The sequence below is a fragment of the Bradyrhizobium cenepequi genome, from assembly GCF_020329485.1.
Classification (GTDB): domain Bacteria; phylum Pseudomonadota; class Alphaproteobacteria; order Rhizobiales; family Xanthobacteraceae; genus Bradyrhizobium; species Bradyrhizobium cenepequi.
Genome location: NZ_JAGKJI010000031.1, coordinates 23,178 through 43,285 on the forward strand (window position 1 = coordinate 23,178; position 20,108 = coordinate 43,285).

Annotated in this window: 20 protein-coding genes and 2 pseudogenes; 8 read left to right on the top strand and 14 right to left on the bottom strand. The window is 59.4% G+C overall.

Annotated elements, in window-relative coordinates; all coding sequences use genetic code 11:
* Positions 1-177: 177 nt before the first annotated feature.
* The 5 genes and pseudogenes from J6497_RS27075 to J6497_RS27095 form a co-directional block, all read right to left on the bottom strand.
* Positions 178-3,567, bottom strand: coding sequence for a TonB-dependent receptor domain-containing protein (locus J6497_RS27075; protein WP_225707331.1), 3,390 nt, complete (start codon positions 3,565-3,567; stop codon positions 178-180).
* Between the two features lie 284 nt (positions 3,568-3,851).
* A complete protein-coding gene (locus tag J6497_RS27080) occupies positions 3,852-4,706 on the bottom strand; it encodes a FecR family protein (RefSeq protein ID WP_225707380.1) in 855 nt (284 codons plus the stop codon).
* Positions 4,707-4,730: 24 nt separating this feature from the next.
* Positions 4,731-4,931, bottom strand: a pseudogene (locus J6497_RS42065) (FecR/PupR family sigma factor regulator); the annotation flags it as partial.
* A 49-nt stretch (positions 4,932-4,980) separates the two neighbouring features.
* The gene (locus J6497_RS27090; RefSeq protein WP_225707332.1) at positions 4,981-5,505 is read right to left on the bottom strand and encodes an RNA polymerase sigma factor; all 525 of its coding nucleotides are present in this window, start codon (positions 5,503-5,505) and stop codon (positions 4,981-4,983) included.
* A gap of 1,012 nt (positions 5,506-6,517) precedes the next feature.
* Positions 6,518-6,685, bottom strand: a complete 168-nt coding sequence (locus J6497_RS27095; RefSeq protein WP_225707333.1) for a hypothetical protein — start codon at positions 6,683-6,685, stop codon at positions 6,518-6,520.
* A gap of 335 nt (positions 6,686-7,020) precedes the next feature.
* Between J6497_RS27095 and J6497_RS27100 the strand changes: the two genes are divergently transcribed.
* From J6497_RS27100 to J6497_RS27120, 5 genes and pseudogenes are all read left to right on the top strand, one after another.
* On the top strand, positions 7,021-7,974 hold the full coding sequence (locus tag J6497_RS27100; protein WP_225707334.1) for a HamA C-terminal domain-containing protein: 954 nt from the start codon (positions 7,021-7,023) through the stop codon (positions 7,972-7,974).
* Positions 7,971-8,231 (top strand): hypothetical protein, encoded by a 261-nt coding sequence (locus tag J6497_RS27105; RefSeq protein ID WP_225707335.1) that lies wholly within the window; start codon positions 7,971-7,973, stop codon positions 8,229-8,231. The genes J6497_RS27100 and J6497_RS27105 overlap by 4 nt, the downstream gene beginning before the upstream one ends.
* Positions 8,185-8,912 (top strand): annotated as a pseudogene (locus J6497_RS27110) (xanthine dehydrogenase family protein molybdopterin-binding subunit). Before J6497_RS27105 ends, J6497_RS27110 begins: the two are co-directional and overlap by 47 nt.
* A 411-nt stretch (positions 8,913-9,323) precedes the next feature.
* Positions 9,324-10,631: an enolase C-terminal domain-like protein gene (locus tag J6497_RS27115; protein WP_225707336.1), complete on the top strand. Its 1,308-nt coding sequence runs from the start codon at positions 9,324-9,326 to the stop codon at positions 10,629-10,631.
* An 18-nt stretch (positions 10,632-10,649) separates the two neighbouring features.
* Positions 10,650-11,402, top strand: a complete 753-nt coding sequence (locus J6497_RS27120; RefSeq protein WP_225707337.1) for a 2-keto-4-pentenoate hydratase — start codon at positions 10,650-10,652, stop codon at positions 11,400-11,402.
* Between the two features lie 14 nt (positions 11,403-11,416).
* Here the strand turns inward: J6497_RS27120 and J6497_RS27125 are convergent, their stop codons facing one another.
* The 7 genes from J6497_RS27125 to J6497_RS27155 all read right to left on the bottom strand — a co-directional run bounded on the left by J6497_RS27125 (position 11,417) and on the right by J6497_RS27155 (position 16,476).
* Complete coding sequence (locus J6497_RS27125) at positions 11,417-12,037, bottom strand: glutathione S-transferase family protein (RefSeq protein ID WP_225707338.1); 621 nt, start codon at positions 12,035-12,037, stop codon at positions 11,417-11,419.
* Positions 12,038-12,107: 70 nt separating this feature from the next.
* Entirely contained in the window at positions 12,108-12,410 is a 303-nt protein-coding gene (locus tag J6497_RS27130; protein ID WP_225707339.1) for a putative quinol monooxygenase, read from the bottom strand.
* A gap of 62 nt (positions 12,411-12,472) precedes the next feature.
* A complete protein-coding gene (locus J6497_RS27135) occupies positions 12,473-13,279 on the bottom strand; it encodes an SDR family NAD(P)-dependent oxidoreductase (RefSeq protein WP_225707340.1) in 807 nt (268 codons plus the stop codon).
* Positions 13,280-13,324: 45 nt separating this feature from the next.
* Positions 13,325-14,032: a glutathione S-transferase family protein gene (locus tag J6497_RS27140; protein ID WP_225707341.1), complete on the bottom strand. Its 708-nt coding sequence runs from the start codon at positions 14,030-14,032 to the stop codon at positions 13,325-13,327.
* Positions 14,029-15,009 (bottom strand): DMT family transporter, encoded by a 981-nt coding sequence (locus J6497_RS27145; protein ID WP_225707342.1) that lies wholly within the window; start codon positions 15,007-15,009, stop codon positions 14,029-14,031. Before J6497_RS27145 ends, J6497_RS27140 begins: the two co-directional genes overlap by 4 nt.
* A gap of 138 nt (positions 15,010-15,147) precedes the next feature.
* Positions 15,148-15,549: a hypothetical protein gene (locus J6497_RS27150; RefSeq protein ID WP_225707343.1), complete on the bottom strand. Its 402-nt coding sequence runs from the start codon at positions 15,547-15,549 to the stop codon at positions 15,148-15,150.
* A gap of 3 nt (positions 15,550-15,552) precedes the next feature.
* Positions 15,553-16,476, bottom strand: a complete 924-nt coding sequence (locus J6497_RS27155; protein WP_225707344.1) for an alpha/beta fold hydrolase — start codon at positions 16,474-16,476, stop codon at positions 15,553-15,555.
* Between the two features lie 227 nt (positions 16,477-16,703).
* Between J6497_RS27155 and J6497_RS27160 the strand changes: the two genes are divergently transcribed.
* Both J6497_RS27160 and J6497_RS27165 read left to right on the top strand, forming a co-directional pair.
* A complete protein-coding gene (locus J6497_RS27160) occupies positions 16,704-17,321 on the top strand; it encodes a TetR/AcrR family transcriptional regulator (protein ID WP_225707345.1) in 618 nt (205 codons plus the stop codon).
* A 5-nt stretch (positions 17,322-17,326) separates the two neighbouring features.
* Positions 17,327-17,707 (top strand): redoxin domain-containing protein, encoded by a 381-nt coding sequence (locus J6497_RS27165; RefSeq protein WP_225707381.1) that lies wholly within the window; start codon positions 17,327-17,329, stop codon positions 17,705-17,707.
* Positions 17,708-17,779: 72 nt separating this feature from the next.
* Here the strand turns inward: J6497_RS27165 and J6497_RS27170 are convergent, their stop codons facing one another.
* Both J6497_RS27170 and J6497_RS27175 read right to left on the bottom strand, forming a co-directional pair.
* A complete protein-coding gene (locus tag J6497_RS27170) occupies positions 17,780-18,598 on the bottom strand; it encodes a hypothetical protein (protein WP_225707346.1) in 819 nt (272 codons plus the stop codon).
* Positions 18,599-18,694: 96 nt separating this feature from the next.
* Positions 18,695-19,579, bottom strand: coding sequence for a LysR substrate-binding domain-containing protein (locus J6497_RS27175; RefSeq protein WP_225707347.1), 885 nt, complete (start codon positions 19,577-19,579; stop codon positions 18,695-18,697).
* On the opposite strand from J6497_RS27175, the gene J6497_RS27180 reads away from it, so the two are divergent.
* Complete coding sequence (locus tag J6497_RS27180) at positions 19,578-20,108, top strand: DUF485 domain-containing protein (RefSeq protein WP_225707348.1); 531 nt, start codon at positions 19,578-19,580, stop codon at positions 20,106-20,108. The genes J6497_RS27175 and J6497_RS27180 overlap by 2 nt on opposite strands.

The window sequence follows — 20,108 nt, forward strand, 5'->3', positions numbered from 1 at the left end:
ACCTCTTCTCTTGCTCAAACGTTCGTCTTGCTGACGAACCTCGGACCCCACGTCGAGCGGTGGGGAAACTTGGAGTCGAGCGATGCAGTCGCCGTCCGGGCCGGCGCGGACCAGGCATCCGCCTCGGACTTGTCGTAAGGCGCGTCGATCTCGCGGTGAAAGTGCTGCCCCCTTGAATTAGAAGCGATAGTTCACGCCGATCTTGATCGCATGAAAATCAAGATCGTTTTCCGCCCTGCGACCGTTCGTCGTCTGGGACGAGCCAGGAACTGTGACTGTCTGGGTGCGATAGAGACGACATCCGCCGCCGCGGGACGGAGGAAAGTAAACTGCGCAGATTTGTGTCTGCACCGCGTACGGCAGCGTCACGCCGGCGGTCGCATTCGGGAAGAGAAACTCCCTATCTCCGAAATGATCGTAAGAATACTCTCCTCTAAGAGACCAGTTATTGGTCAGCGCATATTCGAATCCCCCGCCGAACGTCCATCCGCTACGTGTCACGGAGGCCTCTTCGCGAAAGTTGAGTTGAGTGCTAGGCACGCTTCCACTGACGGCCCGATACTGACTGCGAACTTCGCTTTCGTTCAGGAACGTCAGACCGCCCATCGCATAAACAAACACGCGATTGAAAGCGTAGCCGGCGCGGGCGCGCAGCGACGCCGTCCAGTCGAACTGGTAGTCGGTCTTGGCCTGCAGGAAGCTGCCCGCCGTGAGCTTGGAGGCTTCCGTTGCAATGGCGTCCTGCGTCTTCCTGAACTTGGTCCAGGAATAATCTCCCTCGACACCGATCACCAGGCGGTTCGAGAACTGATAGTTGAACCCGCCCTGGAAGCCTCTCGTCAGATCGCGGAAGCTCAGCTCAGCCGACTCCGTCGCCGGGATAGCTCCGGGCGTTCCATCGCCGGCCGTCGTGATGCCCTTGGTGCTGGCCACGCCGTAACCGAGGTGGCCACCGAGATAAAGACCGGTCCAGTCGCTCCCCGGAGCACCGTCCGAGGCATTTCCGAATCTCACGTTGGGAAGATGACGAACGAGGGGTGTCGTTTCATTCAACGTCGTCGTGTAGCTGATCCGGGCGGTTCGGCCGGGCGATGGGACGGCGATCGAGGTGAGCGCGCCGAAATAATATTGGTCCGTTAGATTCTCGATGCTGAAATTGATCGTCGAGTCGTCGTCGATCTTGTAGATGCCGAAGAGGTCATACACCTGATATGAGGGCCAAGTGAATGTATTGCCGCTGGTTGGCGGCCAGACGCTGCCCGAGCGCGCCGATGAGAACTGGACCCGTCCGCCCAACGTCAGCTTCTGATCGAACAACCGGATGCCGGCCGTCACGCTGCCAGCATAATTCGGCGGGACATAATTCGCAGCGTAATCGTTTTTCAGTGCGCCCGTCGGGCTCGCCAAATCAAACTGTGCCGTCGGCGGCGCGCAGCTTGCTGGAGTCTCGCAATATTCAATCTTGGTGTATTTGGTGAAGGCGCCCTCGAGGAAAAACGCGCCCGAGTCATAGTTTCCGGATATTTCGAAGCCGCGGAAGTTGGCGCCATTGATATTGTACCATACGTATTTATGGTCCGCAGCCGACCCGGTTGATCCACTGCCGGTCTGGTAGCGGACGATATAGTCATCATAGTGATTGTCGAAATAGGCGAGCTTGACGCGAAGCTTGTCGCCGGATTGGAGAACGCTGTTACGCAGGATATTCAGGCCGGCTTCGTAATCCTTGGCGATCTCGGGCTGTAAATCCGGATTGTTCCAGAGCAGTCCCTGATAGTGCCAGTGCGTTTCACGGAGGCTCGGAGGGCGGTAGCCTTCCTTGTACTGGCCGTAGAACTGGATTCCCTCGATGGGCGATATAACGACACCGGCATTGGAACTAAAACGCCCGCCAGACCGATCAGGAAACTTGGTGAGGTATCCTTCGCCGTTGGAATTGTAATGGTCATAGCGCAGCCCTGCGGAGAGCGTCAGCCAGTCGATCGGCTTGAGGCTTGCGTTGCTGAATGTCCCCGTCATCAGTCGCACGCCCGAAGGGCCGTAGGTTTCCCAGCCCTCCGAGCCCGACACCGAACTCGGAAACTGCTCGGCCGTAGCATGCTCACGCGTGAATTCAACGCCGTTGTCCCAGGTGAGCTGACCGAGCGGCGTGGTGAACACGGAGGTGTTGCCGACATCTCCGCCGAGCGTAGTGTCGCCGTAGGGACCAGGAAGCAGGCCATGGCGTTGCGACGCAAGATCGGTCAGCCAGAGGTTGGCCCGCATTTTCACATACGGATCGTCCGACGGCTCATACTTATATTTGGCCGTGTAAGTATCGACATGGGTCTCGGAGAGCGGGAATTGTCCGTAGGGCAAAATTCCCGACACTATCGCAGCCTGATAGCTCAGCTCATCAATCTCACCGTAATGGGAGTTGTAGGAGAGATAGCCGAGTTCAAGCGACTGGCCGTCGCCCCACTTCACCTTTCCTTTTGCAAGAAACGAATCCGTGTTTTCGGAGGTGTTGAAGACCTCCTGGCCAGGCTTTACGAGCGAATTGGCATTTGCGGTCGTCGTAACCGCGTTTGCAGGACGGAATGTGATTCCATCAGGGACTTTTGTTCCAGCGAAGTAGTTGCCTTGCACGTGCTTGGAATAGGCGACAATGAATTCGTAGTTCTCCTTGATCGCGGCGACGGCCGCACTGCCCGAATATGTGTCGCCGTTGAAAAAGGATGGCCGGCCATTGGCTGTCGTGTTGACAGCATTGTTGGGCAGGAAACTTGGCGACTGCTCCGCTACCCCGTTGGTGACGAGGCTGCCTTTGACGCGCGTACCAAATGTCTGGCCGTCCTTGACGATGTCGCCGGCTTCGAGGGTGCGGAAATTGACGTTGCCACCGATGCTCCCAACCCCCACTCCGCTGCTCGGTCCCTTGGAAATGTCGACACCGCCGATCAGATCGGGATCGACATAGGTCTCGTCGCGGTTTCCGATATAGCCACGATAGGAGCTCGTGTTCTGGCGCGCACCGTCAATCGTCGTGCCCACGCGGCCCATGCCTTGCAGGCCCCGGATATTGGGATTGATCGACGTGCCGACATGATTGCCCGCCGAGATCACGCCGGGCGTATCGATGAACACGTCGCCGGCCGACGCCGGCGGCAGGCGATCGAGTTGCTCGCGCGAGACGTGCGAAACCGATCCGGGGGTCTCATAGGGCGTATCGCCGTTCGTCGTAGAGCGATTGGCGGTCACATTGATGGGATCGAGAACAAGAGAACCGTCGGCCGCCGGCCGGCTGGCAGCGTCTGACGCGTCGGCTGAGGGTCGCCCGCCAACGACAGCCGTTCCTTGCGAAGTGATGCGGTAGCTGACGCCGGTTCCACGAAGAAGCCGCTCGAGCGCCTGTTGCGGCGTGAAGCTACCAATGACGGAGTTGGACCGCACACCCTGCGACGCTTCGGAGGGAAATGCGACCTGAAGTCCGGACTGGCGGCCGAACTGGCTGAGCGCATTCGTCAGCGGCTGAGCCGGAATGTTGAACTGACGCGCTGCCGGAGCGATCGCACCTCGCGTTTGCACGGTCTGAGCGAAAGCAAGGTGCGCGTATAATACCGGCCCGGCAGACAGCGCGCAGACGCCAGCATTCCGGAGCAATCGGATAGTCGCGCGCTTCGACCTACTTTGTGTTACCGCTCCAATTCTATTTGTTACGCCCCCAGTATTCATCAACTCGCTCGTCTTCACTTGTCATTGCGCAGCCACTCCGTAGGCATGCACTTCCGACCGCAAAGACGTAGAGCTGCCGCAAGATTCTCACGGCAGCGCTCGTTTTGGAGGAATTATAAGATTTGCGAGCGAACCAATTACAGACGCGACACGATCCGCACGAACGGGGTGAGGGCCCGGACCTTGCCGCCGAAGGGCTCGACGAGCCCAGCGAGCGCGCGATCAGGATCGCGCAGATCGAACAACCCGCTCACCTTGCGGCCCGCAAGGCTTCTGTCGGGAAGCAAAATCGAGGCCGAGGAGTAGCGCTGGATCAATTCGATGGCGGATTCCACGGTGGCGTTGGACAGAAAGACCTTTCCTTCACGCCAGGATCCGATTTCCTCAAGCGATACCGACTCGATGCTTACGTTACCTGTCACGTGGTCGACCACGACCATTTGACCGGGCTTGAGAACGTCGGATGGCTTGTCCTTCCCAGCGGGCCTGGCTTCGATCGAGCCGCGTAGCAGCGCAACTTTCGTGCTTGTCGATGAGGCCTGGATATTGAAGGCGGTGCCATGCACCTTGATCTCGACGCCCTGCGCATCGACGACGAACGGCCGCCTGGTGTCGGTCGCGACATCGAAGAAGACTTCACCTGCCAGCAGCGTAACGCGGCGCTCTGTTGTTCCGATATCGGCCTTGATCGCACTGGCTCCGCCGAGCTCGACGACGGAGCCATCGGCCATCCAAATAGGTTCGGTGTGGCCGGCGGCGGTACGATAGTCGGCGCGGATAGCAATGAGGATTGCCGGAGCTGCAATCCACAGCAGGCATGCCGCGACAACCGCGGCGACAGCAATCTCGACTGGTCGACGATATGGTTTACGCGCCGCCCCGGAGCGTCGGGAGAAGCCGGGTGCGGGTGTGTGCGCTACGCGCGGTTTCAAGTGCGGATCGGCGTCTCCCCAGACTTTCTGATCGTAGGCCGGTTTGACCGCCCCGAGCATGGTCCATGTCTTGTTGGCGCGCTCCCACGCGCTCCGGTTCTGCTCGCAAGCCGCAAGCCAGGCTTTGAATTCATCGAACAGCGCAGAGCCCTGAGGTGCGCGTTCCAGTCGCAGAATCCAACCTGTCGCCTGCTCGAGCAGCCGATGCTCCCTATCGTGTTTCGCAGCCAACGTTCCAATCTTCCCTGTTGCGGTGCTGTGTCGTCTACCAATGAACGAAACCAATCCGTCAACCCGAACGAAGTCGCGGGCTTCACATGTTTCTTTTACGAGACTATTCTCGGCCGCCCGAGTCCTGTTCGAGCCGGATCGTGACGGTTGCTACGGCCGCTTGGATGAGACGGTAGACGGTCGGAACAGAAACTCCGAGGTGGGCAGCCACCTCTTCGACCGAGTATCCGCCGAACCTATGCATTTCCAACGCAACGCGCTGTTTCTCCGGCAGCCCGGCGATGATGTCCATGGCTCGGCGCTCGCTCTCATGATAAAGAACCGTTTCCTCAGGCGTGGCTGCGGCCTGTGAGCCGGCCCAGACCGGCGCGTTGTGGGCGCTTCGCAGATTTTCCAGCCGCTTCCGCCGCAGCACGTCGACGGCCAGATTGTGCACGATCCGGAACAGATAGGATCGTGGACGGGCTGTTGGTGTCCTACTGCCGCCTGACGGGATGAATTTGATGAATGCTTCCTGGACCAGGTCCTCGGCGCCCTCGCGAGAGCCGAGCAGGTACGAGGCGTAATCGATGAGAACGGCGCGATAGGACAAATACAGGGCGAACCGTGGATCGAGCCCTTCCTTCATCAGGGCTTTCTCCCCCCATGACGCACAATGCTGCCGCGTCCCCGGTCGCGTTGTCTCCATTCGCCCTTGGGCCATGACACTGGTCGGTCCTGCTGGCCGACGCGCTGTATGGTTCTTGACCCGGTCATGCCGCCCCTCCAGCCCGCCTCTTGATCAGGGCGCCCACTGCTCGCGAAACAGTTAGAAACTCAGAAATTCCTTCGCAACAACAATAATTTATAATGCCTCTAGCTAGGGTTGAACTTGCCCGCCGCAAGCCGGGGCCTGTGTTTCATTCAGGGCTATGGAAAACGGTCGGAAGAGACTGCGCACGCCATGATCAATGGCCCTTGCATACCGATAGACGGGGCTTCATGGACGACGATGGTCTTATCCGCGTCGTTGTCGCATCAGGGGCATGATCGTCTCCAGCGTCGAGAGCATCAATTCAATCGGTCGAGAAATATGTCCGCGCTCCACTGGCGGCGGCGCAATGCGGAGCGATCGGCGGCCCGAGCGAACCCGTTCTCGCCGAGTCTAACGTTGAAAGGCCTAGATTATTGATCCTGTTCGTAGACGATTGTGCCCGTTCGTTTCTGGCGTAGCCGGGGTTATTCTGCGGTTGGCTCCCCGAGGCTGGATTTATTGCACCCGGCGACCTTTCAGTTGGTTGCGGGGACACGCAACACCCGGTTCTTGCGATTGATGGAACGGGCAATCCCTCGATTGGCCGCTTAGATCGACCGTTGCGCTCCGAAGGCAAAGGTCACACGTTCGAATCGTGTCGGGTGCGCCATTTCCCCTTTAAAATCAGAGCTTTGCAAGAGCGCCAACATCTTGCAGGTCTCGGCGATGTCCCACGGAAGCAACGCGGAAGCAAACGTGATCGAAGCGGGACGTAAATTTGTCGCAGGCATGGAAGGCGATGCATCGCGAATCGGTCATCTCCTGCCGAACGCAATTCTTATCGAGAGCTCGCGGCCGAGCACCTCTAGTAGAGGATGCGGGTGCCGGTAACAGCCGCGGTCGTCAGTTAAGGCTGGACATAGGCGTTCGGGAAACTGTCGAGGTTCGTGTTCGCCGACCACCGATCGCCGCATTCGAGGTCGCATCCGCCTTCAATCGTCTTGATGACGCCGCCACTGCGACGCCGCAGGAATCGTTGTGCAGCGTTGCGCGCATAGTCGCCTAGATCCGTCACACTGATTCCGCCGACATGACCTGAGCCGATCATGGCCAGGCGATGCCCCGCACGATGCGCCGTTCTTTTGTCCAATACGGCCGGATGGACAGGACGAAGAGGAGGGTGAGGAGGATAAGGATCGAGTTGGCCAATGGAGCGCCAGATTCATTCACATCGGCTTTTCGTTAGAAAGCAGCCGTGCGGTTTGAGAAAGATCAAGACCTGCGATTCTAGATTGGCGCACCGGGGGATTTTCTACTTACATTAGCATTTCCTCGCGCTAAACTTGTGGGGCAAGATCGACCGGGGGTGAGTTGAGCCAGCAGAGTGTAGATCAAACCGAAAGTCCTGACTTGGACGCAGTCCTAGCAGCGCTTCGCCGTGACTATTCGAAACTAGGACCGAGGATAAGGGAATTACAGCACAAGGTGACGTGCGAGTGTGCGGGCGTCACCCTTCGCCTGCATTTCCCCGCCTTCCGACAGGGCAAGACCACTGTCCATGAACTGGTGGAGTTGGCATGGCTTCATTTGACGCCATTTGCGCTCACGCGGAAGGAAATCGACGCAGTAAGGGCGCTCCAGTCGACCCTGCCGTTTGAGGACTTTCTGATCAAAACTACCCAACTCAATGACGCGGCCGCCAAGCTTTTCATCAAGGCGCACAAAGCGACAAATCGAAATGGCGAAGCTGGCGAACTGCTACTCTATCTGCTTACCGAGTGGATATTAGGCGCACCGCAGTTCATCGCGAAGATGACCTTGAAAACCAATCCTCAGATGCCTGTACACGGTGCGGACGGAATCCATGTTCGCTACTGTCCGGAGACCGCGCGGCTCTTCCTTTATTGGGGCGAGTCGAAAATGTATGGCGATGTCGGTGCAGCTATCACCGCTGCCACGACATCGATCGCAAAATCCTTGGAGCCGGACGAGCTGGGCCACGAACTCCAGCTTGTTCAGCGAAACATCGATTTCACAGGATTAGGAACTGACGGCAAAGAAGCGTTGCTGCGATATTTGGACCCCCACGAGGAAGAATACAACGAACGTAAGGATGTCATCACCTGCCTGATCGGCTTCGATTTTGACGGCTTCCAGAAGGTCAGTGCTGCTGGTGATCAGGGTGCCGAGGATGCATTTAGAGCACTGGCGAAAGAGCAGCTTGCAGCAGTAGCTCCGAAGGTCTCAGCCGCGCTCAAGACGGCTGGACTAGAATCCCATGACATAGAGCTGTTCTTCTTTCCACTCCCTGCTGTCCAGGAATTTCGCGATCTCTTTCAGGCTCGGATTGGTTGGCTGCCATGATGCAGGAACTGGCCGACAAGGTTTGGGAGAACCCCGGCTTCCACGATGCCGCGCATCGCATCGAGCTCGCGTGGCTAACCAAAGAGATCGGCGGCATCGACGAAAGCCACGCCGACATCACGGACGCTACGCGGTTGATGCGTTCGGCGGCCATTCTGGCTTGCTCCGAGACGGCAGATCATCGGCGCGCCGCGTTCCGAGTATCGACTTGTGCGTACGACTTGTTCGGAACCGACCAAGTACCTTTGGACCGTTGAACTGGCTGCACAGAAGGTTCGAGCCAAGGCGATCGCCTTTGCCTCCCACAAGCTGGAAGTTGGCGAGCAAGATCTCGAACTCGAATGCGGCGCGGTGTACGTCAAAGGTGTTCGGGGAATGAATGTCAGCCTGTCGGAAATCTCACGAACGCTGGCCGGAAATGTCGGAATGAGCTTGCCTGGCGGCATGGAACCCGACCTCGCCGCGACTGCCTACTTCAACTCCACCGCGCTGACCTTTGCCTACGGCGCAAATGCCTGCGAGGTCGAGATCGACCTGAGACCGGTGATGTGCGAGTTGTCCGCTACGTCGTGGTTCACGACTGCGGCAAGCTGATCAATCCGCTCATTGTCGATGGCCAAATTCGTGGCGGGGTGGTGCACGGGATCGGCAACGCTCTGTTTGAACGCATGATCTATGACGAAGCCGGCCAGCCTCTGACGACCACTTACGCTGACTACTTTCTACCGTTGGCCTCCGAGATGCCGCCAATCGAAATCCATCACTTGGAGACACCGTCGCCGCGCAATCCGATCGGCGTCAAAGGCGCCGGCGAAGGCGGCACAATTCCAACTGCGGCCTGTGTGATCTCGGCCGTCGAGAATGCGCTGGGACCAAACGCGCCGTTCATCCACTTTCACCCGATTTCGCCACAACAGGTGGTGAAATGGATAGAGTAGGCCGCATCAGCGGCGAAGGCCTGATTGTCATTCGGTCATCGTCCGCTTTGCGCCAGAACGTGCCGATCCCGCATGTCCGGCGCGCTCTGACCGGTACCGTCAGGAGTACAAAATCGCAAAAGATCGTAGTTTGGCGTGGAAAATCGCGGATTTGGTAGCGGGGGAGCGCTACCGCCTTTCCACACACCAACCAAACCTACGATATCTGATCCAATCTTACGCTTAGGCAGTTCGTGAGCCTTGGGGCGAGCGGAGCTTTACGCTCATACAGGGGAATGTTGAAAGACCTCGGCCTACCAGTCGGGCGAAAGCGACTTCTGTCGCGGAAAATCGAAAGCGAGCGCAATATTCGGTACTGGGATCGTAGGGTTGGGCGGGCCGTGTCCCTGGTCAGAACCCGCCCAGCTGCGATTGCAGGTTCAAATCGCGGACGTGCAACCATCTGAAATTGCTGTTTCAGGCGGTAGCTTGAACGGCCAGCCCTGGCCTGCGACGGCAATCAACCCGCTGTTGACCAACGGATCGGAGCGCGGCATTCTAGATCGATCGATCAATAATCAGCCCTGTTTCCTCCGAGGATCACAGCAGGGTGCCTTGTTGGCCGTATTGACGGGGAAGCCGATGACACACTCTGAGATGCCCGTGCTCCGTTCGCTCGCGGCGACCGCGGTCAAGCTACCGATGAACCGGCCGCTTGGCACGAGCGCCAAGAGCATCGAGGAGGCTTGCCTGCTCTTGGTTGACCTCCTGACTGAGGATGGCATCGAAGGCCGCGCTTATGCCTTTTGTTATCAGCCATCAATTGCGCGTTCGCTGGTACCCATCGTGGCCGAGCTCGGTGAACAACTGGCCGGCAAGCCTTTGGTCCCGCTGGACCTGGCGCAAGCGGTTTCCCGTTATTTCCGGCTTCCTGGCGTCGCCGGCCCGCTGGCCATGGTGGCGTCGTCGGTGGACACAGCAGTGTGGGATGCTCGTGCCAAATCAGTGGGTATGCCGCTGGCGGTGTATCTCGGCGCGAACCTTCAGCCGATCCCTGCCTACAACAGCAACGGATTGGGGCTGATGCCGCCGGAAGCCGCAGCGGACGAAGCTGAAGCCCTCCTGGCGGGCGGTTTCGGAGCCGTAAAGTTGCGGCTCGGCCGAAGCCATTTGGAGCATGATTTGGCGACTGTCCGAGCGGTGCGGCACCGGCTGCCGGATTCTGTGCGGTTGATGGTCGATTTCAATCAGGCGCTGACCTTTTCGGACGCCATGCAATATGCGATGGCGCTCGACAATGAGGGGATCTACTGGATCGAAGAGCCGATCCGGCATGATGATTATCGGCACATGGCCCTGATAGCCCAGGCGGCACGAACGCCAATCCAGATCGGCGAAAACTTCACTGGCCTACCCCCCATGGTGGCGGCGCTGGAAGCAAGCGCTTCCGACTATGTCATGCTGGATCTGGACCGCATTGGCGGCGTCACGGGCTGGCAGCGCGCCGCAGGGCTCGCCGCCGCCTATTACCGCGAGGTTTCATCTCATTTGTTTCCTGAAGTGAGCGCGCATCTCATGGCGGCGACGCCGGGCCGCCATTGGCTAGAATATGTCGACTGGGCGGCTCCGATCCTGCAGGAGCCGCTGCATATCAAAAACGGTGCGGCCATCGTTCCGGACCGCCCCGGCAACGGGCTCGCCTGGAAGAACGATGTGGTCGCGCGATATCGGCTGGTCTGAACCATGACGACACCCGCCATGGCTCTGTCGAACTCCCTGCAGGCGCTCGCGCTGCGCCAATGGCGCGATTACCAGTGGGCCACGCCGGGTGGTGCGTTTGCCGATCCGAAGCTGTTATTGACGCTCGAAGAGGCCTACGCGGTCCAAATGGAGGTCGCCCGCCTTCGTTGCGCTGCCGGCGACGCAGTAGCTGGATATAAAGTCGGTTGTATCGGGCCCGGTGTGGTCAAGCAGTTCGGGATGAGCGGCCCCATCCATGCGCGCCTGTTTCGGAGCGAAATCCATGAACCCGGCTGCACGCTTCGGCATGCCGCCTACGCCAATCTCGCGATCGAAGGCGAGATGGCCCTTCGGATTGGCGACAACGCCAACATCGTTGCCGCCTTTCCCGTGATTGAATTGCATCAATTCGTCTTTCGTGCGCCGAAGAAGACGCTCGCCGAACTCATTGCCAACAACGGGATCAATGCCGGCGCCGTCGTCACGCGGAATAGTGAAACGATGCCGCCTGACCATTGGCGGGGTGCAAAGACCTTATCGGTTTCCATCAATGGAACGACCATCGATACTGGCGCCTTATGGGCCATGCCGGGCGGCGCGACCGAGGCCCTCGACTGGTTGCGGAGCGATCTTGATCGCTTTGGCGAGGCCCTGAAGCCGGGCGATCTGGTACTCGCAGGAACGCCCCTTGGCCTGCATCCGGTCAAGGCCGGCGATCACGTCGTTGTTTCCGTCGACGGCACGGCTTATGTCGACTGTCATATCGCTTGATGGAAAGGGTGGCGTCAGCTCAAGGGCGTCATTACCACTTCCTGAAAGGGCCGCCGCTCCTTCATCTGCTCGTACCAACGGCACAGGTGGTGAAGCTTAGGATGAGCAGTATCTAGCTCGTACCAACGGTGGACAGCCACCGCCGCCGGAATGTCACCCATGGAAAATTTGTCGCCTGCCAAAAAGCAGCGGTCGGAGAGCCGCGCATCGAGTATCCGCAGGGCAGCCAGGGACAGTTCTTCGGCCCGCGAGATAATCGCGGCGTCATGGTTTGCAGGTTGCGTCCTGATCAACTGGATAAAAAGGGGACGCAAGGCGGGCCAGAACACGGTTGCCTGCCAATCCATCCAGCGTTCCGCATCAAAGCGCGTCTTTGTCGCTGCCGGAAAGAGGCGGCCGTCTCCAGCCTTATGCGCGAGATAGCGGACGATCACGTTCGATTCCCAGAGTAGGAAATCGCCGTCCTCGATCGTGGGAACGAGACCGTTTCGATTCAGCTCACGATATTCCGGTGTTTTGGTAATGACGAACTCGTTACCCGCATCGAACCGTTCATATTCCAAGGCGAGCTCGCCACAGCACCAGAGCACTTTCTGGACGTTGATGGAATTGGCGCGGCCCCAGATTTTCAGCATCTCGATTAGCCTCCGTTGGTCCGCTCGCGGCACGAGGACCACGAGCGAACCACTGACGTCAGCGCCAGAGTCAGGCGGGCAGCTTGTCCGCCAGCACCGCAGGTTGGCGAATCTCCGGGGCTACGGCGAGCAGATCAGCCGCGTTGGCCATCAGCGCCGCGGCAACTGCACCGTTCAGATGGGCGGTCCGTCCAGCTTCATCATTGAATGCGTCGAAGATCGCGAAGGTCGCCGTGTCGAAGCGCACGGCAAACCATACGACCGTGCCGGTCTCCGCCAGGACGAGGCCGCGTGCATTCGCAAGAAAAGTCGCGACATCCTCCTCCCGGCCCGGCTTTGCCTTCAGTTCAACGTAGAGTGCGAAACGCGTCATCAGCGAACTCCTTTGTCGATTATCGCGATTATGTACCCTCGCGAGGGGATGTTATTCCCTGCCTAAAGTGCTGAATGGTCACGAACCGCTTCCGCCAGCGCCGGCTTGAGATCGAGAAAGCGCTTGTCGAGGGCTGCGGGATCCTCGCGGTTCAAGGCGATCATCTTGGCCCGCGCTTCGCCACCGCGAATGACCTCGAAGGCATCCTGCTCCATTCCCTCGATGACGGCCGCGGCGACCGCGTTCGCCGGCTCGCGTGTAAAGCCGAGTTCGGGACCCGCGCGCGACGAACGCATCATGGGCGTATCAGTCGCTCCGGGATACACCGTCATGACATGGACGCCTTCGCCCTTCAGTTCCCGGCGAAGCGACTCGCCGAATTTCGCCAAACCACCTTTGACTCCGGCGTAGGTCGCATAGAATGGCGCCGCGACAAGCGCGATGCCGGACGTGACGTTGACAACCAGGCCATCCTTGCTTGCCCGCAGGGCCGGCAAAGCTGCGCGGGTTAGCAAGATGGGGGCAACCAGGTCGACCTCGATCATGGTCCTGATTTCAGCCTCGGTGGCGTCCTCCAGCCGGCCTGCTCTGACCCCACCCGCATTGTTGACGAGGACATCGAGACCGCCGAGCTTCTCCAGCGCGAGCTTGAGCGTTGTTTCCCGCCCTGTCTCCGTGCTGACATCTGCGGCAATGGATTCCACGCGACGACCGCCTTGACGAAGCCGCCTAGCGGCCTCAGCTAGGACGTCCAGCCGTCGACCTGTGATCGCGACTTCCGCACCTTTTGCCAGTATCGCCTCGGCGATCGCAAATCCGATGCCGCTGGAGCCACCAGTGATGAGCGCTCTTTTTCCCTGAAGTTTCATGTTGTCTCGCTTGCTTTATCTTTTTCGAGGATTCGGGCGGCTGTCCTAGAGAGCGACCTTCGGATAGTTGGACGGAAAGAGCGCGCGGCGCGTTTCTTCGTCCACTTCCTTTTTGAAGGCGTGATCCTTTCCAACCGCACGGGCTTTTGCCACGGCCGGCCGAGCGTCGACCGCACGATACCAGCGATCGAGGTTTGGGAATGCCGCCAGAGGGGCAGCGTCACCCGGCAACACGCGCGGGGCTCGCTCCAACCACCCCCAGGCCGAAATATCAGCGATCGAGAAGTCTTTCCCGACGATGAAATCACGACCCTTCAAATGGGTATCGAGCACGTCATAGTGCCGTTCGACTTCGCGACGGTAACGGTTGATAGCGTAGGCGAGCTTTTCCGGAGCCGCGTGCTGGAAATGCACGGCCTGTCCCGAGAACGGTCCGATGCCCGTCGCAATGAAGAACAGCCACGACAACAGTTCCGGCCTGTCGGACGGAGAGCCGATCAGTCGTCCGGTCTTGTCGCCGAGGTAAAGCAGGATCGCACTGGAATCGAAGACCCTGGCTTCTTTTCCGCCTGGGCCCTCCGTGTCGACGATGGCGGGCACCTTGCCGTTCGGATTGATGGCGCGAAATTCCGGTCTGTGCTGTTCTCCCTTGCCGGTGTCGAGCGAGACCACCTGATAGGCCAAGCCGGTTTCCTCCAGCATCAGCGCGACCTTTGCCGGATTGGGTGTCGGGTGGAAATAAAAGCGGATCATTGGCTTTCTCCTTTTTTGTTACCCTGATTGGCGGAGGCAGCGGCCAATACGACCCCCAGCGCGATGACGCAGATAGCGGCTGCCGTCGGCCATGATGGCCATTCGCCGAGAACCGGTATTGCCAAAAGAGTCGCCGTGACCGGCATAAATGCACTGATGGCGGCCGCGGCTCGCGGCCCGAGCAAGACAACGGCGCGATTGAAAGCGAAGAGCGCGACCACGCTCATCATGACGCCCTGATATACCGGCTGAAAGAGCAACTCCCCGGCGGACGCACGCGTCAGGCTCGAAAGGCCGAGTCCGAGATAGAGCTGCAGATAAAAGATTGCGGACCAGAAGCAGATCAGCGCCGCAGCTTGAAGCGACGTAAGGCCGGTTCGGCGCAGCCGCAGTGCACAGAGCGCCCACATGATCGCCGCTGTCACAAGGGCAGCGACACCACCAATGTCGAGGTGGCCTTCTGCCCAGACGTAGCCGTAAACCAGAGCGAGCAGTCCGGCGACAATCAGTCCATAGCCGCATAGCTGCCGTCTGCGCGGACGCTCAGCCAAAAACGTCCACGCAATGAATCCGGCGAATACCGGCATTAATGCCGGCGTCACCGACGAGGTCAACGTGGCTGACGTTGCCTGCAAGCCAAGTCCGACCAAGAGAATGAACGGGGCTCCCCAGAGCACAGCCAGGGAGATACCCTGAGACCACGCCTGAAACCGCAGACGCAAGGGCCCGACAAGCAGCACCGGCGTCGGCAGAACCGCACCCTCACCGAAACGCAGCACGATGACATCCCAGACGCGAAGATCGTGACGCAGTCCCAAACGCGTTACGACGAACCAGCCCGAAAGAATCGCAGCCGACAGGCCGCCCCAAACGACTCCCTGCGCGGTCCGCCAAGAGCCGGAACTGACCGAATTCGAGCGCGTCGACGAATCGTCAACCGTGGCTAGGTTCATCGGACAGGCGCTCGCGGTCGACATCGGAAACTGATCGATATTGTTTTTAGAGCATACGATCTAAAACGAATCAAGCCTCGTTTCGCTGGGGAGCGATGCGCGGCGACTGCATGGCAAAAACAATCCCGCGTCGATGTAGCCGGCTGGTTGACAGGACGGGGATCAGGCCGGCGGGGGCGTTGGCACGCGATACAAACGTCCCGTCCGGTCGAAATCCTCGACCGTCCAGGGCGCACCGACGCCGCCGATCATCCATCGCAGAATCAACCAGAGATCCCGGTCCAAGATCGTCCCGTCGAGAGGCTCGAGCGCATCCACGATGGCATGGATCTCAACGCCCGATGGGAAGGGTTCACCGCTTCGGCCGATGAAAACAAGCGCGTAGGTAATGCCGGACGGAGCGCGGACAAAACCCGGTTCTGCGAGCCCCTTTCGGTCCAGATCAAACGTTCGGACGAAGAAGTCGCGGAACTCGGGGTAATGCGCCACGCAATCTTCGGCCAGAGCGAACGAGAGCCGTTTGCCCTGGAGATCCGGCTTCGCAATGACTGCCACCTCGGTCATCGCTCATCCTCCGTCGAGGCGTTTCAGAAAGGAGCGGACCAGCCCCGCGATCTCGGGACCGGAATCCTCCTGCAGGAAATGGCGGCCGGTGACAAGATGTGGTCCTTCGGCATGGGGAAGCAATTGCTTGAAGCGGTTCGAAAAGGTCGTAGCGTCGAAGACCTCGTCCTCGCGCCCCCAGATGATCAAAGTGGGAAACTTCGACCGAGACAGTTCCTGCTCAAGCCATCTGAAACGCTCATAGGCCCGGGCGTTCTCATCAAGCGGGATCCAGCGTGGCCAAACCCAGGTGAGGAGACGCGTGGCGGGGTCTGGCAGCGCGGCCTCGTAGGCACCCTGAGCTGCATGGGCAAACTGCTCACGGTTGACTACCGAGAGGTAGACGCCGCGACCGGCAAGCGCACGATGATTTCCCAAAAGATAGGGTCCGACCAGCGGGGCATGCATCATACGCCACGGAAAAATGCGCGTGTGGAATTCGGCCGGTGGCAAGGGCCATGCCCAGGTGCTCATGATCGTGAGCGCACGAACGCGAGCAGGATTGCTCATAGCAAACGATAGCCCTGTCGGCCCGCCCCAATCGTGGCATACGAGCGTGATCCGGGTCAGGTCGAGCTGACGCATGAGCGCTGTAAGATTAGCGGTGTGTCCATCCAGAGAATGAGCAGCTTCGCGGGTCGGCTTCTCGGAAAGGCCAAACCCGATCATGTCCGGAACGATCACGCGGCGCCCCGAATTGACGAGGGGACCGATCATGTTGCGGTACAGGAATCCCCAAGTCGGGTTACCGTGGAGCAGGACGACGGGGTCTCCTTCCCCCTCGTCAATGTAGTGCATGCGCCAGCCATTGACGTTTGCGTAACGCGGCACATACGGCCACTGGGCCCGTAACGTCGCGGGCAGCGCGCTCTCCGATTGGACGGTCACAAATCGCTCCACTCACCTTCGGCCACCGTTCTCTTACATGCGTCGAGGCCGGACTGGTTTATTATAGATCGTTCGATCTATAATAAAAGCCCGAATCGCCGTCTCCATCAGGACTTCGGCCCTGTGGGATGTAGCCTGCGGGAGCCTGGCAATTGTCAGGCCCCCATTTCGAGTGCTATGCAATTATGTTACGGCCGCCGAGGCCGATTGAAAGGAGATATGCGACAATGGCGAGGCCGCGCGAGTTCGACGAAGCTGCGGTGCTGGATGCTGCCATCGAGAGATTCTGGCAGCGCGGCTATGAGGCGACGTCAGTGCGCGATCTGGCGGACGAGATGAACATCGCGGGTGCGAGCCTCTACAACGCCTTTGGCGACAAGCGCTCGCTGTACGAGCGCGCGCTCAATCGGTATCTCGATCAGACGTTTCGGGAGCGCATTCGGCGGCTGGAACCCAGCCTTCCGCCTCGCGAAGCCATCGTGGCGTTTCTGCAGGAAATCATCAAACGGTCGCTTACGGACAAACAGCGTCGCGGGTGCATGCTGGTGAATTCGGCCATCGAGAGCGCTCCACACGACAGCAAATTTCTCGAGATCGTGGCCACATTCCTCGATGAAGTGGAAAGCTTCTTCTTTCGATGCGTCTCCAACGGCCAGAGGAATGGATCCATCACGAAGGCGCATTCCGCCGAGGATCTCTCCAAATCCCTTCTAGGCATTCTCCTCGGCATTCGCGTGCTTGCGCGCGTTCGGCCAGAGCGCAAGCTGCTAGAAGGCCTCGTGCGCCCCGTATTTGGATTGTTGGACAATACCCCGTCTGTGCCACGTCGCAAGACCGTGCAGTAAGCCCGATCGGTCGGCGGCCCTCTGAACCTCAGCTAGCCGGCGCCAGCCTGGTTGCCATCAGCCCTGAGAAGCCGGATGACTCCCTGAGCACGGCCGAAAAGAATGCTTTGACGTTTCCAGTCCTCAGCGATGTCGGACAGCGGATCGGTAGAGCTTTCGGAGTGGTCTATGCCTTCACCGACGCATTGCGCACAGCTTACGAGGGGTTCAAACTGGACATCCCATCCAAGAACGGCGCGCCCGGCGAATGGTCCCTGCCGCTATCGGCAACTTATGTGATTGGCTCGGACGGTTTGATCCTGTTTGCCGACACAGGTGTCGACTACCGGCGGACTGATCCACTAGATGTCCTAGAAGTCTTGGAGCGTCGTGTTGCGGCCGAATAGATCGATTGGACTAATTGGTTCTCCGGTTAGAAGCGCTTCGACAAACCGCGGAGCTACGCTCTGCGGCGCCAACTATCCATTCGTGGCACGTCGGATCATCGCGCAGAGTCCGGTCATCCGAGCAATCGGATGCTCCACAAACAGCCGACAGGCGGCGAGAGCATCCTTGCCTGTCTCGGGCGGCGTACAAGGCTTCAATTGTGACGCAAGCAACTGACCATGCGCACGTCCTAGCGCGCGGGTAGTGCGAGTGAGGGCGTCTAACCGCCCGTCCACCTGCAGCGGCACCAGCATTGTTCGTACTAATGCCAAATAAGCCGGCCAGTACGCCAGATGTCGATACATACTCGCAATCAGGGATGGCTCACTGTCCTCGCCGAAGCGATTCAACTCTTCAATCAGTCGAACCACCTCAGGGGGTAGCGCCGCCATCGACGGAAGGGCTGGTAATTCCACACTCGGCGGCAACGGCGCTGTATCGGAGGGCAGCAAGGGATCGACGGACAGCGGTTCGAAAAGCGCCAGCAAGGCCGATAGCACCACAAGGGCAAGAGCATTTGTATATTGATAGCTGTCGAGCACATTGCATATCGCAGTCAGGTCGGGCCGCTGCAAACCGGCAGCTGCCAAGGTGTCCGCAGAAAAACCGGGCACCTCCGGCAGCGGAAGCGTGCGACGTATCGCTTCGGCATGCACCGGTGCAGAGCCTGTATAAAGGGGGCGCACCGTGGACCACGTCCATTGTAGCGCGCCCGGCATCGTCGCCAAATTGCGCCAAATGAGATTCACGACGCTCGTACCGAGTACCTTCCGAATATCCGAGTAGATTGCCGCCGTCACGCCTGTGGCGTCCGTTTCAAGAATGGATGGAACGCTCTCTTGTCTCTTCATTCGTAACGTCCCTGAAACGATCACTTTGTAGAGTCGCGGCCGGCCGCGTGAGCCTGGCCGACTATTCGTGGCAGGTTACGAGCGGAACTATTTCGATCACGTCGAAAAGGCAGAGGTATGCGCTGGTCCGGCGTTGGTCAGGCTTTCTGCGAGGTAAGTGGCGAGCTCGCTGACCACGCGGGAATTGCTCCGCCGACCCTGAGAATAAACCAGCTCGACGGTCGGAAGCTGCGGCAGGCGCAAGCCATGACGCACCACGCGCAGCGGCGGCGCGACCAGTGCGCGCGCGAGCACGGTGATTCCCAAGCCTTCCAGCGCGGCCGACTTCAGACATTCGAAGCTTGGGCTGATAAAACTAAGGTGCCAAGATCGCTTGCTGTGCTGAAGCGCTGCCACTGCACAGCGCCGGTAGGCACATCCTTCGGGAAACAGGATCAGCGGAACCGATTCAGCGGCGTCCGCCACAAAGTTCGGCCCGCTGACCCAGACCAGTTGTTCCCGCAACGCCACGGTACCGAGCTTCGCGCCGGTTTCCTGTTTGAAGAACGCCAGATCGAATTCGCCCCGCGCGCTCCGCTTCAGCAAATTCTCCGACTGATTGGCTTCCACTTCCATTCCGACCATCGGATGCCTGTTCTTGAAACGCGCCAGCCAAGTCGTGAAATCGCGGCCGAAAAAGTCGAGCGGCACACCGAGCCTGACGAAGCCCGACAGCGCATCGTCGGACATCGAGGCATAGGCCTCATCGTTGAGCTGCAGGATCCGGCGCGCGTATTTCACGAGCTTGCCGCCCTCGGAGGTCAGTTCGAGCACCCTGCCCTTGCGGCGGGTCAGCAGGCCCTTGCCGATCTGCGTTTCGAGCTTGGCGATCTGCTGGCTGACGGTCGATTGCGAACGACCGACGCTTTCGGCGGCGCGCGAAAAGCTCATGGTATCGGCGACGACGAGAAAGGAACGCAGACAATCGGTATCGAGATTCATGCCGGCTCCATTATCGCGGATTACGATATTAATCATCGTTATTATTCATTTTGTCACTTCACAAACCGATCGTAAAGACGTGGGGTCACCAAAACGCATCACCATGCGGCGCGGCTGGCCAATTCGCTGCAATGCGAGAAGCAGATCGCCCATGCCTTGCATCGGAGGCATTAAGGACGCGATACGAACGATAAAACCCTGGAGGGAATGGTTCATGGCTCGCAACGGGACATCGCTTGAGGCTGCGCACGCCTCGGTCAAGGCGCTTATCGCCGAAAAGCTCAGTTATCTGGTGCCGATGACGATCATTTTTATGGTCGGCTATATTGGTCTGACCATCCTTGCCGGGTTTGCCAAAGGCCTGATGGGCACCAGGATCATCGGTTCGGTCAATCTCGGCTTCGTGCTGATCGCCTTCAATTACCTGCTGTCATGGGTGCTCGCGATCGTCTATGGGCGCGTCGCGGCCGACAAGTTCGACCCGCTGGCGGCGCGCGCCGCGGCGGATATCAGCGGCCGGGGGAATTGA

Excerpts from the sequence above, each read along its gene's own strand:
- J6497_RS27080 (WP_225707380.1), bottom strand. The coding sequence starts at position 4,706 with ATGCTCGGGGCGGTCAAACCGGCCTACGATCAGAAAGTCTGGGGAGAC.
- J6497_RS27120 (WP_225707337.1), top strand. The coding sequence starts at position 10,650 with ATGGCTCTGTCGAACTCCCTGCAGGCGCTCGCGCTGCGCCAATGGCGC.
- J6497_RS27180 (WP_225707348.1), top strand. The coding sequence starts at position 19,578 with ATGCCGGCTCCATTATCGCGGATTACGATATTAATCATCGTTATTATT.
- J6497_RS27135 (WP_225707340.1), bottom strand. The coding sequence starts at position 13,279 with ATGAAACTTCAGGGAAAAAGAGCGCTCATCACTGGTGGCTCCAGCGGC.
- J6497_RS27140 (WP_225707341.1), bottom strand. The coding sequence starts at position 14,032 with ATGATCCGCTTTTATTTCCACCCGACACCCAATCCGGCAAAGGTCGCG.
- J6497_RS27125 (WP_225707338.1), bottom strand. The coding sequence starts at position 12,037 with ATGCTGAAAATCTGGGGCCGCGCCAATTCCATCAACGTCCAGAAAGTG.
- J6497_RS27175 (WP_225707347.1), bottom strand. The coding sequence starts at position 19,579 with ATGAATCTCGATACCGATTGTCTGCGTTCCTTTCTCGTCGTCGCCGAT.
- J6497_RS27145 (WP_225707342.1), bottom strand. The coding sequence starts at position 15,009 with ATGTCGACCGCGAGCGCCTGTCCGATGAACCTAGCCACGGTTGACGAT.
- J6497_RS27150 (WP_225707343.1), bottom strand. The coding sequence starts at position 15,549 with ATGACCGAGGTGGCAGTCATTGCGAAGCCGGATCTCCAGGGCAAACGG.
- J6497_RS27170 (WP_225707346.1), bottom strand. The coding sequence starts at position 18,598 with ATGAAGAGACAAGAGAGCGTTCCATCCATTCTTGAAACGGACGCCACA.
- J6497_RS27160 (WP_225707345.1), top strand. The coding sequence starts at position 16,704 with ATGGCGAGGCCGCGCGAGTTCGACGAAGCTGCGGTGCTGGATGCTGCC.
- J6497_RS27130 (WP_225707339.1), bottom strand. The coding sequence starts at position 12,410 with ATGACGCGTTTCGCACTCTACGTTGAACTGAAGGCAAAGCCGGGCCGG.
- J6497_RS27090 (WP_225707332.1), bottom strand. The coding sequence starts at position 5,505 with ATGAAGGAAGGGCTCGATCCACGGTTCGCCCTGTATTTGTCCTATCGC.
- J6497_RS27105 (WP_225707335.1), top strand. The coding sequence starts at position 7,971 with ATGATGCAGGAACTGGCCGACAAGGTTTGGGAGAACCCCGGCTTCCAC.